General features: G+C 52.0%; 14 protein-coding genes. 12 read left to right on the forward strand and 2 right to left on the reverse strand.

Annotated elements, in window-relative coordinates:
* Positions 1–53 precede the first annotated feature (53 nt).
* Positions 54–1,277, forward strand: a complete 1,224-nt coding sequence (gene argD / locus RS889_RS01710) for a bifunctional acetylornithine/succinyldiaminopimelate transaminase (protein WP_315709121.1) — start codon at positions 54–56, stop codon at positions 1,275–1,277.
* Positions 1,278–1,339: 62 nt separating this feature from the next.
* On the opposite strand, the gene crp is transcribed toward argD, so the two are convergent.
* Complete coding sequence (gene crp, locus RS889_RS01715) at positions 1,340–1,972, reverse strand: cAMP-activated global transcriptional regulator CRP (protein ID WP_021013397.1); 633 nt, start codon at positions 1,970–1,972, stop codon at positions 1,340–1,342.
* 321 nt (positions 1,973–2,293) lie between these two features.
* Between crp and RS889_RS01720 the strand changes: the two genes are divergently transcribed.
* Entirely contained in the window at positions 2,294–2,701 is a 408-nt protein-coding gene (locus RS889_RS01720) for an OsmC family protein (RefSeq protein WP_021013396.1), read from the forward strand.
* Positions 2,702–2,848: 147 nt separating this feature from the next.
* Here the strand turns inward: RS889_RS01720 and RS889_RS01725 are convergent, their stop codons facing one another.
* Positions 2,849–3,808, reverse strand: coding sequence for a LysR family transcriptional regulator (locus RS889_RS01725; RefSeq protein WP_315709122.1), 960 nt, complete (start codon positions 3,806–3,808; stop codon positions 2,849–2,851).
* Between the two features lie 193 nt (positions 3,809–4,001).
* On the opposite strand from RS889_RS01725, the gene argH reads away from it, so the two are divergent.
* The 10 genes from argH (at position 4,002) to astD (ending at position 14,948) form a co-directional block, all read left to right on the forward strand.
* Positions 4,002–5,429 (forward strand): argininosuccinate lyase, encoded by a 1,428-nt coding sequence (argH, locus tag RS889_RS01730; RefSeq protein WP_315709123.1) that lies wholly within the window; start codon positions 4,002–4,004, stop codon positions 5,427–5,429.
* A 38-nt stretch (positions 5,430–5,467) separates the two neighbouring features.
* Positions 5,468–6,346 carry an amino acid ABC transporter permease gene (locus RS889_RS01735; protein ID WP_315709124.1) on the forward strand — a complete coding sequence of 293 codons (879 nt, stop codon included), beginning with the start codon at positions 5,468–5,470 and terminating at the stop codon, positions 6,344–6,346.
* A gap of 26 nt (positions 6,347–6,372) precedes the next feature.
* The gene (locus RS889_RS01740) at positions 6,373–7,137 is read left to right on the forward strand and encodes an amino acid ABC transporter ATP-binding protein (RefSeq protein ID WP_315709125.1); all 765 of its coding nucleotides are present in this window, start codon (positions 6,373–6,375) and stop codon (positions 7,135–7,137) included.
* 21 nt (positions 7,138–7,158) lie between these two features.
* Complete coding sequence (locus RS889_RS01745; protein WP_021013391.1) at positions 7,159–7,986, forward strand: ABC transporter substrate-binding protein; 828 nt, start codon at positions 7,159–7,161, stop codon at positions 7,984–7,986.
* A gap of 25 nt (positions 7,987–8,011) precedes the next feature.
* Positions 8,012–8,866: a polysaccharide deacetylase family protein gene (locus RS889_RS01750; RefSeq protein ID WP_315709126.1), complete on the forward strand. Its 855-nt coding sequence runs from the start codon at positions 8,012–8,014 to the stop codon at positions 8,864–8,866.
* Positions 8,859–9,737 carry a polysaccharide deacetylase family protein gene (locus RS889_RS01755; RefSeq protein WP_315709127.1) on the forward strand — a complete coding sequence of 293 codons (879 nt, stop codon included), beginning with the start codon at positions 8,859–8,861 and terminating at the stop codon, positions 9,735–9,737. The genes RS889_RS01750 and RS889_RS01755 overlap by 8 nt, the downstream gene beginning before the upstream one ends.
* The gene (locus tag RS889_RS01760) at positions 9,737–11,095 is read left to right on the forward strand and encodes an MmgE/PrpD family protein (protein ID WP_425475129.1); all 1,359 of its coding nucleotides are present in this window, start codon (positions 9,737–9,739) and stop codon (positions 11,093–11,095) included. The genes RS889_RS01755 and RS889_RS01760 overlap by 1 nt, the downstream gene beginning before the upstream one ends.
* Before the next feature lie 100 nt (positions 11,096–11,195).
* Positions 11,196–12,410, forward strand: a complete 1,215-nt coding sequence (locus tag RS889_RS01765) for an aspartate aminotransferase family protein (protein ID WP_315709129.1) — start codon at positions 11,196–11,198, stop codon at positions 12,408–12,410.
* A gap of 25 nt (positions 12,411–12,435) precedes the next feature.
* Positions 12,436–13,473, forward strand: a complete 1,038-nt coding sequence (gene astA / locus RS889_RS01770) for an arginine N-succinyltransferase (protein ID WP_315709130.1) — start codon at positions 12,436–12,438, stop codon at positions 13,471–13,473.
* Complete coding sequence (astD, locus tag RS889_RS01775) at positions 13,473–14,948, forward strand: succinylglutamate-semialdehyde dehydrogenase (RefSeq protein ID WP_315709131.1); 1,476 nt, start codon at positions 13,473–13,475, stop codon at positions 14,946–14,948. The genes astA and astD overlap by 1 nt, the downstream gene beginning before the upstream one ends.
* Positions 14,949–14,962 lie beyond the last annotated feature (14 nt).

Here is a 14,962-nt window from a genome sequence, read left to right on the forward strand (position 1 = left end):
TTTATTGACTATATTTTCATTCAAGGTAGTGAGATATTGAGGCGGGGAAGCAGATGGCAACAGATAAAATGGCGGTAACAAGAGACACTCACAATAAAGTAATACTTCCGGTTTATGCACCAGCGCAGTTTGTGCCGGTTAAAGGCAAGGGAAGCCGGGTTTGGGACCAGCAAGGTAAGGAATATATCGATTTTTCCGGCGGGATTGCAGTGACAGCGTTAGGGCATTGCCATCCGGCGTTGGTTGAAGCACTCAAACAGCAGGGGGAAACCCTGTGGCATACCAGCAATGTTTTTACCAATGAACCGGCTTTGCGGTTGGCAAGCAAGCTTATCAATGCGACGTTCGCGGATCGGGTCTTTTTCGTTAATTCCGGTGCGGAAGCTAATGAAGCGGCTTTCAAGCTGGCTCGTCACTATGCCATCAAGCGTTACAGTCCGTACAAAACCAAAATCATCGCGTTCTATCATGCATTCCATGGCCGAACACTATTTACTGTGTCGGTGGGGGGGCAGGCGAAATATGCGGATGGTTTCGGCCCTAAGCCGGCAGATATTATCCATGTACCGTTTAATGATCTGGCCGCTGTCAAAGCCGTTATGGATGACCACACCTGCGCGGTGGTGTTAGAGCCGGTGCAGGGCGAGGGTGGTGTTATTCCTGCAACGCCGGAATTTATAAACGGTGTGCGGGCGTTGTGCGATCAATATCAGGCGCTGATGGTGTTTGATGAAGTTCAGTGTGGGATGGGACGCACCGGTAAACTGTTCTCTTATATGCATTACGATGTTCAGCCGGATATTTTGACTACGGCCAAAGCGTTGGGCGGTGGTTTTCCCATTAGTGCAATGCTGACCACCGAGGAAATTGCTTCGGTGATGACGGTGGGGGTTCACGGTACGACGTATGGCGGTAATCCGTTGGCCTGCGCGGTGGCGGAAGCGGCGTTGGATACGATTAATACGCCGGAGGTGCTGTCAGGTGTGGCCGAGCGTCACGATCGTTTTGTGGCGGCGTTGAATACTATTAATGCGGAGTTCGGCATTTTCGACGAAATTCGTGGTCAAGGACTGTTGCTGGGCGTGGCGCTAAAACCTGAATGGCAGGGTCGGGCACGGGATTTCCTGACTGCTTCTGCTGAGCATGGCCTGATGATTTTGGTGGCAGGGCCGGATGTGATCCGTTTTGTACCTTCATTAGTCATTGAACTGGCCGATATCGATCAAGGCATGGCGCTTTTCGCCAAAGCGGTGGCACAGGTCGTCAACGGTCAGTAAGCCGTCTTTAGACAAAACGAAAAGAGCGTGCTGTGGCACGCTCTTTTGTTATCTGATATGGGTTAGCGGGTGCCATAAACCACGATGGTTTTCCCATGGGCAGATATAAGATTTTGATCTTCCAACATTTTCAGTATACGGCCTACTGTTTCGCGGGAGCACCCCACGATTTGGCCGATTTCCTGGCGGGTGATCTTAATCTGCATGCCATCTGGGTGGGTCATGGCATCAGGTTGTTTGGCCAGATTAAGCAACGTCTGAGCAATACGACCTGTTACGTCCAGGAAGGCAAGATTGCCCACTTTCTCTGACGTTACCTGTAGACGGTTCGCCATCTGAGCAGATAATCGCATCAGAATGTCAGGGTTAACCTGAATCAGTTGACGGAATTTTTTATATGAAATTTCAGCAACTTCGCAGGCAGTTTTGGCTCTCACCCAGGCACTTCGCTCCTGGCCTTCTTCAAACAATCCGAGTTCACCAATAAAATCCCCCTGATTGAGATAGGAGAGAATCATTTCTTTGCCTTCTTCATCTTTGATCAGCACTGCGACAGCACCTTTCACGATGTAGTAAAGCGTTTCTGCTTTTTCACCTTGGTGAATAAGCGTGCTCTTTGATGGATACTTGTGAATATGGCAATGAGAAAGGAACCATTCAAGAGTCGGGTCTGTTTGCGGTTTGCCGAGAACCATTCGCTGTCATCCTCTGTTGTAATTCACTGCGCAAATCACAGGGTTCAGAGTTCCCTGTACGGCGTGATAACATAGTTATAATTCAAATTCCGTGTAGGCGGAATGACGTCAGGGAATATATTAGGTCTCTATCGAGTGACGTCATGATCTGCTTGTTTTTTTGCTTTGGCTCGAAATAAGCAGATTCAGGATTCGTTTGTAACACAGGTTGCACGTAGTGTCTTGTGTTGTCTCGCTTCAGCATGACTAAGCTCTGATTATCAGGCTTTTTTGTACATAAGCGATGTAATATTTCAAAAATAGTTGATTGAGGGTGAATTTATGCAGGCGCGAGTGAAGTGGGTTGAAGGCTTAACGTTTATCGGTGAATCTGCCTCCGGACATCAGGTATTAATGGATGGCAATGCCGGTGATAAAGCGCCAAGCCCGATGGAAATGGTGCTGATGTCTGTCGGTGGGTGTAGTGCTATTGATGTGGTTTCCATTCTGCAAAAAGGCCGTAATGATGTGGTGGACTGTGAAGTCCGGCTGACTTCGGATCGTAAAACCGATGCCCCTCGTTTGTTCACTGCCATCAATCTGCATTTTATCGTTACTGGTAAGGGACTGGCCGATAAGGTCGTGGAGCGAGCGGTTTCCCTTTCAGCTGAAAAATATTGCTCTGTCGCGTTGATGCTGGGTCAGGCGGTGGATATTACCCACAGTCATGAAGTGCGTGACGTGGCGTAGAGCTTTAATGACCGTGAGGTGGGTATATCTCACGGTTGTCAGTGGCACGCGCTGCTGTTCGAGGTGGCGCCGTAGTAAGTGCTGATGCTGATGTAGTGAACACGTAGTATCGAAAATGAGTGGTAGGCACCAAAATAGTGCATGTGATTATGATTCACTCTGGATGCCCAACGCGTCCATAAATAATTTTATGATCGTATTTATTCTTTTCCCTTTTTTGATAATAAAACAGAATCGGGTGAAAATGGTTAATGATTCTGAAGTAATAGGCCGTAGTAAATTTTGTTCAACATATCTTTCTGCATAATGGCAAGGGAGATAGCCAATAAAATGCCCAGTCAGAATGAGCATGGCGACAGATTCAATTTGCACCGCCTGAATATTGCTATTCTTGAAATTAAATACCTTATTTTTATGATGCATGCTGGCGTAACTATGATTAATGACTTTAGCATTTTTCAACATATCAATAGTGATATCCGAGTCATTTAAATGGAAGAATTCATGCTCGTTACTACAATATATTTGTGACTCTTCCTGATAGAGAAAATAATATTCAAACTCGCTTTTTTCTTCATAAACCGGAGCAATAGCGCAGGTTAATCGGCCTTCGTTTAATCCTCTCTCAAGATTGTCGAGCTGTTCCGTTTGAAGCCTGATGTTCAGTTTTGGTGCGACGTAAGCGAGTTGACGCACCGCTTTGGTGATGGGCGACTGACGGTCGGTGATGGTGTTATCAATCACACTGATATTGATTTCACCGAGGATTTCATTACGGCTACTTTGCAGACGATCGCGAAATTGATTGATGGAAGAAAATAGCTCCAACGTGGCCTGATAGACGATGCTGCCATATTCGGTAAGAAAGAAACCATCACGGCCACGGCTGCATAGTGTCATCCCAAGGCGAATTTCCAGATCAGAAACCTGTTTGCTTATTGCTGCCAATCCAATGTTTAATTCATGGCTTGCAGAAGTAAAACCTCCGGCTTCAACAACGCTTTTGAATACGCGTAATAGTTTTAAGTCCACATTATTGATGCTTATCTGTGAGCTTTCATTTTTTTCTGTCAGTAGGTTTCTGAAATCGGAAAGTTTACTTTCCATAATTGGTATTTACCTCCCGATGTTTTTTCAACAAATATGATGTTCGACGGATTTAATATTATTTGTTGAGATTCATCACTATCGGGCAATAAGCTTTTATTATTATAGAGCGATTCCCCAAATATAAAATTTCTTTCTTCATTTCATTCTCAGAAAAGAATAACGCATTCAATATGCCAGCATGAGGGTTGTTATGTCCAACAGTTCTGAGCTTCTTTGGGGAGCCCGTTTTAAAAGTGCGCCTGCGGCAGCACTGACCGCGTTATCCCGTTGTCCCGATAACTATTTTTCACTCACGCCTTACGATATTGCCGGGTGTCGTGCCCATGCTCATGAGTTGCAGCGTGCCGGATTACTTACGGATGATGAAACGATCAGAATGATCGCCGCCCTGGATACGTTGGACGACGAGTTCCGCCAGGGGACGCTCCAGCCTAGTCAGAATGATGAAGATGTTCATACGTTTATCGAACGGGAACTGGTGGTTCGTCTGGGCGAATTGGGTGGAAAACTGCGTGCCGGGCGGTCCCGGAATGATCAGACCGCGAATGATTTACGCCTGTATCTCCGTGATCATGGCCGTAAAATCGTTGCCGACCTGCTGCAATTGCAGTCGGCATTAATCAAACAGTCTGAGGCACATATACAGACTCTGGCGCCTGGGTTTACCCATTTGCAGCAGGCGCAGCCCATCGTTTTTGCTCATCAGTTGATGGCGCATGCCCAGGCTTTCTCCCGTGATATTCAGCGCATGCAGGATTGGGACACGCGTTGTGCATTATCTCCGCTGGGCGCGGCAGCCATGGCAGGCTCGGCTATTGCCATGCACCCTGAACTGTCGGCCCGAGAATTGGGGTATCTGGCACCCTGCGAAAACTCCATTGATGCGGTGGCCAGTCGTGACCATGTGGCCGAGTTTCTGTTTGTCACCGGCATGCTGGGCGTCAATCTTTCCCGTTTAAGTGAGGAAGTGTGTTTATGGGCCTCGCGGCAGTTCCGCTGGGTGGAGATTAATGACAGCTATGCCACTGGTAGCTCAATTATGCCGCAGAAGAAAAATCCCGATATTGCCGAATTGTCGCGAGGCCGCAGCGGTCGCTTGATTGGCAACCTGATGGCCATGCTGGCGACAATGAAAGCCATGCCGCTTTCCTATAACCGGGATTTGGGTGAAGACAAACGCAGCGTCCTTGACTCGGTGGATACGCTGCGTCTGGTCCTGCCCGCCATGTCCGGCATGATTGAAACCATGAGCGTGAATGTCGATCAACTTCTGCATCAGGCTCCAGACGGCTTTACGCTCGCAACCGAAGTGGCCGACTGGCTGGCGAATCGCGGTGTTCCTTTCAAGGAAGCCCATGAAATTACAGGGAAACTCGTTCGCTTATGTGAAATACACGCTTGCCAGTTATGGGAGGTCAGTGATGAACAGCTGGCTGACGTGGATACCCGTTTGACCGCTGATGTCCGTACCTGTCTAACCCTTGATGCCGCGATTGCTGCTCGTGATGGCTATGGCGGTACCGCACCTCTGCGGGTCAATGAGCAGATCGAGCGCCTGAAGTCTGTAATGCAATCACAGTCGGCGTGGGTCAGTGCCTATTGTGGCCTGGTTATTTGATGTTTATCTCTTTTACTTACCCATGACTGGAGCCAGGTATGAGCACCTCGCAACGCTCGCAAGAGCACTCTGAGTATTCGCACCGCGAGAAATATGTCGACCTCAGCCATTATGAGTATGTTCCGCGCCGCTATTACGGCCGGATCATCGCCACGGTCATTATCGTCTTACTGCTGATAGCGTTGGGTCACTCGTTTTCACAGGGAAATATTGAGTGGTCCTATGTTGGGAAGTTCTTTACCGCCAAAGCCATCCTTGATGGGGTGGTTAACACGCTGATCATGTCAGTACTGGCGATGGCGCTGGGTATCGTGTTCGGGGTGATGGCGGCGATTATGCATATGTCGCGCAATCCGGTGCTGCACTATGTCTCTGTCGGCTATACCTGGATTTTTCGCGGTACGCCGCTGATCCTGCAACTGTTGCTATGGTTTAACCTGGCGCTGGTTTTTCCAACCATCGCTATTCCGGGTCTATTCAGTGTTGAGACGGTGAGTGTGATGACGCCGTTCATGGCCGCGTTGCTGGGGTTGAGCATCAATCAGGGCGCTTATACCTCGGAAGTGGTGCGTGCCGGGTTGCTCTCCGTGGACATTGGGCAATACGAAGCAGCCAAATCTATCGGTATGCCACATCTACAGGCATTACGTCGGGTGATTTTACCGCAGGCGATGCGAGTGATTATCCCGCCGGTGGGTAACGAATTCATCAGCATGATCAAGACCACCAGTCTGGCCAGCATGATTCAGTATTCAGAACTGCTCTATAACACTCAAAACATCTATTACGCCAATGCCCGGGTGATGGAACTGCTGTTTGTGGCCGGTATTTGGTATCTGATTATCGTCACCATCCTGTCGTTTGGTCAGAGCTTGCTGGAGCGGTACTACTCCCGCGGCAGTAGCCGTCGTCACTGAATTACGCGATGAAAGAGGATAGCGGAATGAGAAACATTGTAAGAGCTGTCAACGTTAATAAATATTTTGACCACTTTCACGCGCTGAAAGACATCAATCTTGAAGTGAACTACGGCGAAGTGATGTGCATTCTGGGGCCGTCTGGTTCAGGGAAAAGCACATTCCTGCGTTGTATCAATCAGTTGGAAAAAATTGATAACGGCGCTATTTGGGTCGATGAGGAACTGGTGGGGTACCGGGTTGCCGGTAAAAAACTCTACCCCCTTAATGACCGGCAAATTGCTCGTCAGCGATTGCATACTGGCATGGTGTTCCAGCGTTTTAATCTGTTTCCCCATAAGACGGCGTTGGAAAATATTATCGAAGGGCCTTGCCAGGTACTGCTGCGCCCGCGACGGGAAGCTACCGAAGAGGCAATGGCGTTGCTTGACCGTGTCGGACTGGCACATAAAGCGAATGATTACCCGCAAACGCTCTCCGGTGGGCAGCAGCAGCGTGTTGCCATTGCCCGGGCGTTGGCGATGAAACCGAAGTTGATGCTGTTTGACGAGCCAACATCGGCACTGGATCCTGAAATGGTCGGTGAGGTGTTGGCTGTCATGCGCTTGCTGGCCAAGGAAGGCACAACCATGGTTGTGGTCACGCATGAGATGGGATTTGCCCGTGAAGTGGCGAACCAGATCGTGTTTATGGACGAAGGCTGCATTATTGAACGTGGTGCCCCGGAAGATGTGCTGCTTAATCCGCAGAATCCACGTATGCAGAATTTTATTTCTGCCATTCTCCTTTAACTTTCACCAAGGGTAATACTCATGAAAAAGCTCGTGCTCTCTGCTGTTGCCGTGTCGGTTTTATTCAGCTCTGTCACCTGGGCTGCGCCATCGCTGCCCGCTGATATCAAAGCCAAAGGGGAATTGACGGTGGCAATTATGCCGAATTATCCGCCGATGGAGTTCAAGAATCCCGCTGATAACCAGTTAACTGGGGCGGATTACGATCTGGGCAATGCGATTGGTAAAAAGCTCGGGATTAAGATCAATTGGCAGGAAATTGGCTTTGAGCAAATGATCAATGCGGTGGCGACCAAGCGTATCGATATGATCATGTCCGGAATGACCGATACCAAAAAGCGCCAGGATGTCGTGAGTTTTGTCGATTATTTCACCACCGGGCCACAGTTTTATACCCAGGCTTCTCGCAGTGATATCAATACTGCACTTGATTTGTGTGGAAAAAAGGTTGGTTCCAGCCGGCGCACCACCTTCCCGGCGGAGATCGCCGCCTGGAGTAAGGCACATTGTGAAGCCGCGGGTAAACCCGCGATTGTGGTGGTTGGCGCGGAAGGTACCGCCGATGCCCGTTCCCAACTGCGGCAGCATCGTCTGGATGGCGTGGTGCAGGGCAGTGAAACCATTCCCTATATCATGAATCTGGAAAAAAACACCTATAAGCCATTGGATAAGGCATTTTCCTTCCAATACACCGGTATTGGTATCGATAAAGCCAATACCCAGTTGGTCAGTGCCGTTCAGGGTGCGCTTGACGAGATGATTGCCGATGGCAGCTATCTGACGATCCTGAAAAAATGGGGCCTGCAAGACGGCGCCGTCAAGAACGCGACGGTGAATCAGGGTCGCTAATGCACGGGTATTGTCGGAGTCAGTCATGATAAATATACGGGATAACTGCCCACGCTGGCCGGAAGGTAAAAAAGGCTGTATGGCGCTGGCGTTTGATCTTGATGGTCCAACCGGCGATGCCATGCTTGACGGCTCCATCTGGCAAAAACCGGAATACTTTACCTTCGGTGGCTATGGTCCGTTTCGGGCGTTGGGACGCATTCTTGATCTGTTGGAGCAATTCACCATCCCGGCCACATTTTTTGTGCCTGCCTGGGTGGTGGAAAACTGGCCTTCACAGTGTGTCGCCATTGTCGAACGAGGGCATGAAGTCGCCTATCACGGTTATCGACATGAGTCGTTTTATGCCTTGTCAGCCGAAGAACAGCGGCAAGTGATGCAGGTTTCCCGTGATATTTTCTGGCGTTACCTCGGCATTCGTGCCGAGGGTTTTCGCACCCCGTCTGGGGACTGGCATGCGCAAACCACGGCGGTTTTGCTGGATGCGGATGTCATTTATTCCAGCAGTATGCGCGGCGATGATCGCCCCTATCTGATTCCGGTGCCGGGCAAAACGCGGCCACTGGTGGAAATCCCTGGTCGCTGGGAGATGGATGATTACTCCTCGCTGGCTTATACCCGTGCGCCGGATTTCCCCGCTGGACTTGACCGAACCGCCAGTTATGCCCTGACACGGGATAACTGGCAGCGTGAATATGATGGCGCCATGAATGAAGGGCTGTGCCTGACGACGCTGTTCCACCCTAAAATCAGCGGGAAACCAGGACGTATCTTGTTGCTGGAGCAGTTTATCGCTCACATGCGTCAGCGTGATGATGTCTGGTTTGCGCGTTGCCGCGATGTCGCGCACTGGTTTTTACAGGAGCCATGTCATGGTTAATCAATCCTGCTGGCCGGAAGGCCGGAAGTGCGCGGTGGTGATCACCATCGACTATCACGATGTTCATGGCATTCTCACTCAGACACCGGCGGTCGCCGGGCGGGAAAAAACCCTGTCGGTATGGCGTTATGGCACCACCCGAGGTGTCGATCGTTTACTGGCGTTGCTGGCGGCCAAACAGGTGCCGGCAACCTGGTGTCTGCCCGCCATTGTGGCGCAGGAGAATCCCGAAACCTTTAGCCGTATCGTGCAGTCTGGTCATGAAATCGCCTGTTCGGGACTCCGCCATCAGAATTTCGACAATCTGACGTTGGCTGAGCAGGTTGATAGCTTGCGTCAGGGATGCGACGCGCTGGAAACGCTGAGCGGTGTACGCCCGGTCGGCTTTCGACTGCCTGCCGGACAATGGACCGGTGGTTTTACTCAGGCGATGCAGCGGGAAGGCATACGCTGGTCCTCTTCCCTGCGCGGTGATGACTTGCCTTATTTCCACGCCGATGCCCCCGTGGTGGAGCTTCCGCTGCACTACGAACTGGAAGATGAACCCTACTTTGCCTTTAATCTCAGTCCTGCCGTTCCACCGGGTCAATCCCGGATTGCGTCTTACTCCCATACGCTGGAAAACATGAAGATGGATTTCAGCGGGTTCTACCGTTTTGGGTTGTGTTATGTGCTGCGTTTGCATCCGGAAATCATGGGCACTGCCGGTCGCATTGGTGTGCTGGCCGAGTTACTTGATTTCATCACCGGGCATGATGGCGTTTGGCTGGCGACTGCCGGTGAGGTTGCCAATGAATGGCGGCAACAGCCAGCGAATGTTCCCGAGCATCCGGTGATGGTTTATCACCGCCATACGCATGGGGAAGCATGATGAATTCTGCTCAAATGCAGTTAGCGCGGTTTATTCATGATACTTGCTTTAGTGATATTCCCCCCGCATTGGTAGAGCGCTGTAAACGCCATATCCTTGATACCCTGGGTGCCGCACTGGCCGGGGTGGACAGCGATGTCTGGCAAACGACTTTTCATATTGTCGAGGCCGATAGTGCCGCGCCTCGCGCGCAAGTATGGGGCAGTATATGCAGAACCAGTGCGCGTAACGCGGCGCTGCTTAATGGTATCGCGGCGCATATGTATGAGCTGGATGATACTGGCGGCTGTGACCACTCCGGTGCGGTGGTGGTGCCGGCGGCACTGGCGGTATTGCCGTTGTGCCCCCAACCGGTATCCGGTCAGCAACTCATCACGGCGGTGATGCTGGGTTATGACGTCGGTCGTCGAGTGCTGGAAGCCTGCGGCGGGTACTCCGCCCACAATGGCAAAGGGTGGCATTCTACCGCGACCTGTGGGGTATTTGGTGCCGCCGCCGCCGTCGCTTATCTGTTACAACTGACGCCAGCGCAAACCAGTGCGGCACTGGGGATTGCCGGAAGTTTCAGCGGTGGGTTGTGGGCATTTATTCACGATGGTTCTCAAAGCAAGAAGTTACACGCCGGGCGCGCGGCGGAAAGCGGCGTGCTGGCGGCTCAGTTAGCCGCCGGCCAGGTGAGTGGGCCACAGAAACTGTTTGATGATGTCTGGGGCGGTTTTCTCGCTACGTTGGCGGGACAGGATGCGCAGCCGGAAGCGCTGACGGACGGGTTGGGTGATGTCTGGAAATTGGCGCGTTGCTCTATCAAGCCTTACGCTTCTTGTCGTGGAGTCCATTCCGCGATTGACGCCGTTGGGATACTAATGACCAGCATGGACATCAGCATGAACGATGTGGCCAGTATTAATGTCAGCCTCAGCCGGTTCCTGCATGGCATGTGTGGCGGTTGTGACCTGGACAGTTTGGCGGCAGCGCAGATGAGCCTGCCTTATGCGCTGGCGGCGCGGTTGGTTCATGGTCATGCCGGGTTGTCGGCTTACAGCGTGGATAAACGGCACGATCCGGATATTCAACGCTTGTTGTCGCGCATCACCCTGCATATTGACGATCAACAGGATGACGACAGCGAGCCATTATTAACCCTGACGACATACCGCGGCGCACGTCAGCAACACCGGGTCGGGATTCCGCTTGGCGCGCCAACCAACCCGCTGAGTGATGCGGATTTGCTGGCGAAATTCGCCACGCTGGCTACACGGGTGGTATCGGAACAGCAAGCGCAGTCAGTGATTAGCTTCTGTCTGGCGCTGGAACAGGAAACCGATTGCCGTATGTTGACATCATTACTGTCGTGCTGAGTCATCTGGAATGGTTTACCCGACGGGTACATAAATCTGCTTTCACTTAACTGCGGCAGCGCCGCTACTGGCCACCTGTCGTTCGTATAATGAGGTTACTATGGAACACGCTCTTCCCGTTAGCCGTCACGATTTTGATGAAAGAATGATCCCGTTGTATGCGCCTGCCGATTTCATTCCGGTACGCGGAGAAGGCTCACACCTGTGGGATCAACAGGGCAAAGAGTATATCGATTTCGCTGGTGGTATTGCGGTGAATGCGTTGGGCCACGCCCATCCGGCAGTGGTTGCTGCACTGACTGAACAGGCTGGCATGTTGTGGCATGTTGGCAACGGTTATACCAATGAACCGGTATTGCGTCTGGCGAAGCAGTTAATTGACGCCACATTTGCCGAAAAGGTCTTTTTCTGTAATTCAGGTGCGGAAGCCAATGAAGCGGCGCTGAAACTGGCGCGTAAATATGCTCTGGATACCGTCGGTCATGAAAAGAATCAGATCGTGGCGTTTAACAATGCTTTCCACGGTCGCACGTTGTTCACCGTCTCTGCTGGCGGACAGCCGAAATACTCGCAGGATTTTGCGCCATTGCCCGCCGGTATTGTCCATACTGATTTCAATGATCTGGCTGCGGCGGCAAGTGTTATCAACGATAAGACCTGTGCCGTGATTGTCGAGCCGATTCAAGGAGAAGGGGGCGTGGTGCCCGCCGACACGGTGTTCCTGCAAGGGTTGCGTGAATTGTGCGATCGTCATCAGGCGCTGTTGATTTTTGATGAAGTGCAGACCGGCGTCGGCAGAACCGGGGATCTGTATGCCTATATGCAATACGGCGTTATTCCCGATGTGTTGACCACGGCGAAAGCGTTGGGCTGTGGTTTCCCGATTGGCGCCATGATCACGACTAACCGGCTGGCCGCCGCATTTTCCGTCGGTACGCATGGTACTACCTATGGTGGTAATCCGCTGGCTACCGCCGTCGCGGGGACGGTATTCGAACTGATACGATCGCCGGTGCTATTGGCGGGGGTGAAGCAGCGTCATCAATGGTTTATGGATGAGCTGGCGAGTATTAATACACAATATCCGGTGTTCGCCGACATACGGGGCCGTGGATTGCTGATCGGTTGTGAGTTGTTACCGGCATTCGCTGGAAAAGCCAAAGCGATCACTCAACTGGCCAATGAGGAGGGGGTGATTGCCCTGATTGCCGGTCCGGATGTGGTACGCTTCACCCCGTCACTGATTATTCCAGAAGCGGATGTGCGTGAAGGATTAGCGCGCTTTACACGGGCTATCGCGAAGATTTACGGCTGAAACTGAGCCTGAGAGGTGGGTAATTATGATGATAATCCGTCCGGTTGAGCAGAGCGATCTTCCTGATTTACTGGTATTGGCGGGTAAATCCGGCGTCGGTCTGACATCGTTGCCGAAAAATGAACTGACGCTGGCAACACGAATAGCGCGGACAATCTGTACTCGTCAGGGGGAGGTTCCCCCAGGCGAGCAGGGATACTGGTTTGTGCTGGAAGATACCGTTACGGGACGGGTCGTTGGCGTCAGTGCGCTGGAGGTGGCCGTTGGTTTATCTGAACCCTGGTACAGTTTCCGACTGGGAACGCTGGTGCACGCATCCAAAGCGCTCGGGGTGTATAAGTCAATGCAGACTCTCACGCTGGTGCATGACTATACCGGGAGCAGTGAGCTGTGTACCCTGTTTCTCGATCCTGATTATCGTCATGGATCGAATGGTAAGTTACTGTCTAAAGTGCGCTTTTTGTTTATTGCCGCGTTTCGCGAGCATTTCTCACGGAAACTCTTCGCCGAAATGCGAGGCTACTCGGATGAAAACGGCAACTCACCCTTTTGGGACAGTGTTGGTAATCATTTTTTCTCTATTGATTTTGCCAAAGCCGATTACCTGAGCGGAACCGGACAAAAAGCCTTTATTGCCGAACTGATGCCTAAGCATCCACTGTATGTCGATTTGCTGGCACCCGGTGCTCGTGAAGCCATCGGCAGCGTTCACCCACACACCATGCCAGCGCGCACGGTACTGGAGTCAGAAGGGCTGCGCTATAACGGATATGTGGATATTTTTGACGGTGGCCCTACGTTGGATGCCGAGATTGACGATTTGCGTGCAGTACGACACAGCAGATTACTGCCGATTGTGATAATGGATCATCCTTGTGCGGTGCCTCATCTACCGCAGTGTCTGGTGGCTAATGATAATTATCACCACTACCGTGCTCTCCTGGTCCATGCAGATCCTATGAGTGACCAGCTACCGCTTTCTTTAGATGCTGCCCGTGCTTTGGGTGTCGTATCAGGTGATCGGATACGGCTACTTCCTCTCATACCTCAGGAGAAGTTCTAGTGTCTCATCCCGCGCTGTTTATCAAGGGTATCTGGCGGCATGGCCGCGGCCCGGAATTTACCAAAACGGATCCTGTCGATAATCAATTGTTGTGGAAAGCGGCCGCCGCTGACCATGATGATGTCGAAGAGGCCTGTGACGCAGCCCGCGCCGCGTTTCCCGCCTGGGCCCGTACAACACTGAATGAACGTATCGCCGTGATTCGTGGTTTTGCCCAATTGCTGGAACAGCATAAACCGGTATTGGCTTCCATCATCAGCCGTGAAACCAGTAAGCCTCGCTGGGAAACGCTGACTGAAGTGCAGGCGATGATCGGCAAAATCGAGATCTCTATTCAGGCTTATCAGCAACGAACCGGTGAGCACTATACGCCGATGCCGGTAGGAACCTCTTCTTTACGTCATCGGCCCCACGGTGTGCTGGCGGTTTTCGGACCTTATAATTTCCCAGGACATTTGCCGAACGGCCATATCGTTCCGGCACTGTTGGCGGGTAACTGTGTGGTGTTCAAACCGAGTGAATTAACGCCCGCCACGGCGGAAGAGACAGTCAGACTGTGGCAACAGGCTGGATTACCGGACGGTGTTTTGAACCTGGTGACTGGCGGTCGTTCAACGGGGGAAGCGCTGAGCGCACATCCCGGTATTGATGGTCTGCTGTTTACCGGCAGTGCCAATACGGGGTATCACCTGCACCGTCAATTGGCCGGACAGCCGGAGAAAATTCTGGCGCTGGAAATGGGGGGAAATAATGCGCTGATTGTCGATGATGTGACAGAGATTGATGCAGCCGTCAATCTGGTTATTCAGTCGGCGTTTATTTCCGCCGGACAGCGCTGTACCTGTGCCCGTCGTCTGTTGGTGAAGCGCGGCGATGCTGGCGATGTGTTGTTACGGCGTTTGGCGACAGTGGCGCAGGGGTTACGTGTGGGACGCTGGGATGCGGAACCCCAACCCTTTATGGGTGGTGTGATTTCCGCGGCGGCGGCGACAAACCTGCTGGATGCACAGCAGCGTTTGCTGGCATTGGGGGCGACACCGTTGCTGATGATGACACAGCTTGAACCGGGCAGTGCATTGCTCAGCCCCGGCATTCTTGAAATCACCAATGTACAGGCGGCGCCGGATGAAGAGTATTTCGGACCCTTGCTGAGTGTCATCCGTTATGACGATTTTGATGAAGCGCTGCATATCGCCAATCAGACCCGCTATGGTCTGGCGGTGGGATTGATATCATCCCGGCGCGAGCTGTTTGATCGTCTGCTATTGGAGGCCCGTGCGGGTATTGTCAACTGGAATAAACCGCTGACCGGCGCATCCAGCGCGGCGCCGTTTGGCGGTATCGGTGCTTCCGGCAACCATCGAGCCAGCGCATTCTATGCGGCCGATTACTGTGCCTGGCCAATGGCATCGCTGGAAGTCGATACCCTGACGTTACCGGCCGAGTTGTCTCCTGGGGTGTCATTTGATCTGTGATGAATACCGTGCCT

It is taken from the genome of Brenneria uluponensis (assembly GCF_032395385.1).
Taxonomy (GTDB): domain Bacteria; phylum Pseudomonadota; class Gammaproteobacteria; order Enterobacterales; family Enterobacteriaceae; genus Prodigiosinella; species Prodigiosinella aquatilis.

What these genes read in the sequence shown, in the direction of transcription:
- RS889_RS01725 (WP_315709122.1), bottom strand. Translation starts at nt 3,808, where the DNA reads ATGGAAAGTAAACTTTCCGATTTCAGAAACCTACTGACAGAAAAAAAT.
- RS889_RS01740 (WP_315709125.1), top strand. Translation starts at nt 6,373, where the DNA reads ATGAGAAACATTGTAAGAGCTGTCAACGTTAATAAATATTTTGACCAC.
- RS889_RS01760 (WP_425475129.1), top strand. Translation starts at nt 9,737, where the DNA reads ATGAATTCTGCTCAAATGCAGTTAGCGCGGTTTATTCATGATACTTGC.
- RS889_RS01745 (WP_021013391.1), top strand. Translation starts at nt 7,159, where the DNA reads ATGAAAAAGCTCGTGCTCTCTGCTGTTGCCGTGTCGGTTTTATTCAGC.
- RS889_RS01720 (WP_021013396.1), top strand. Translation starts at nt 2,294, where the DNA reads ATGCAGGCGCGAGTGAAGTGGGTTGAAGGCTTAACGTTTATCGGTGAA.
- RS889_RS01765 (WP_315709129.1), top strand. Translation starts at nt 11,196, where the DNA reads ATGGAACACGCTCTTCCCGTTAGCCGTCACGATTTTGATGAAAGAATG.
- RS889_RS01750 (WP_315709126.1), top strand. Translation starts at nt 8,012, where the DNA reads ATGATAAATATACGGGATAACTGCCCACGCTGGCCGGAAGGTAAAAAA.
- RS889_RS01755 (WP_315709127.1), top strand. Translation starts at nt 8,859, where the DNA reads ATGGTTAATCAATCCTGCTGGCCGGAAGGCCGGAAGTGCGCGGTGGTG.
- argH (WP_315709123.1), top strand. Translation starts at nt 4,002, where the DNA reads ATGTCCAACAGTTCTGAGCTTCTTTGGGGAGCCCGTTTTAAAAGTGCG.
- argD (WP_315709121.1), top strand. Translation starts at nt 54, where the DNA reads ATGGCAACAGATAAAATGGCGGTAACAAGAGACACTCACAATAAAGTA.
- crp (WP_021013397.1), bottom strand. Translation starts at nt 1,972, where the DNA reads ATGGTTCTCGGCAAACCGCAAACAGACCCGACTCTTGAATGGTTCCTT.
- RS889_RS01735 (WP_315709124.1), top strand. Translation starts at nt 5,468, where the DNA reads ATGAGCACCTCGCAACGCTCGCAAGAGCACTCTGAGTATTCGCACCGC.
- astA (WP_315709130.1), top strand. Translation starts at nt 12,436, where the DNA reads ATGATGATAATCCGTCCGGTTGAGCAGAGCGATCTTCCTGATTTACTG.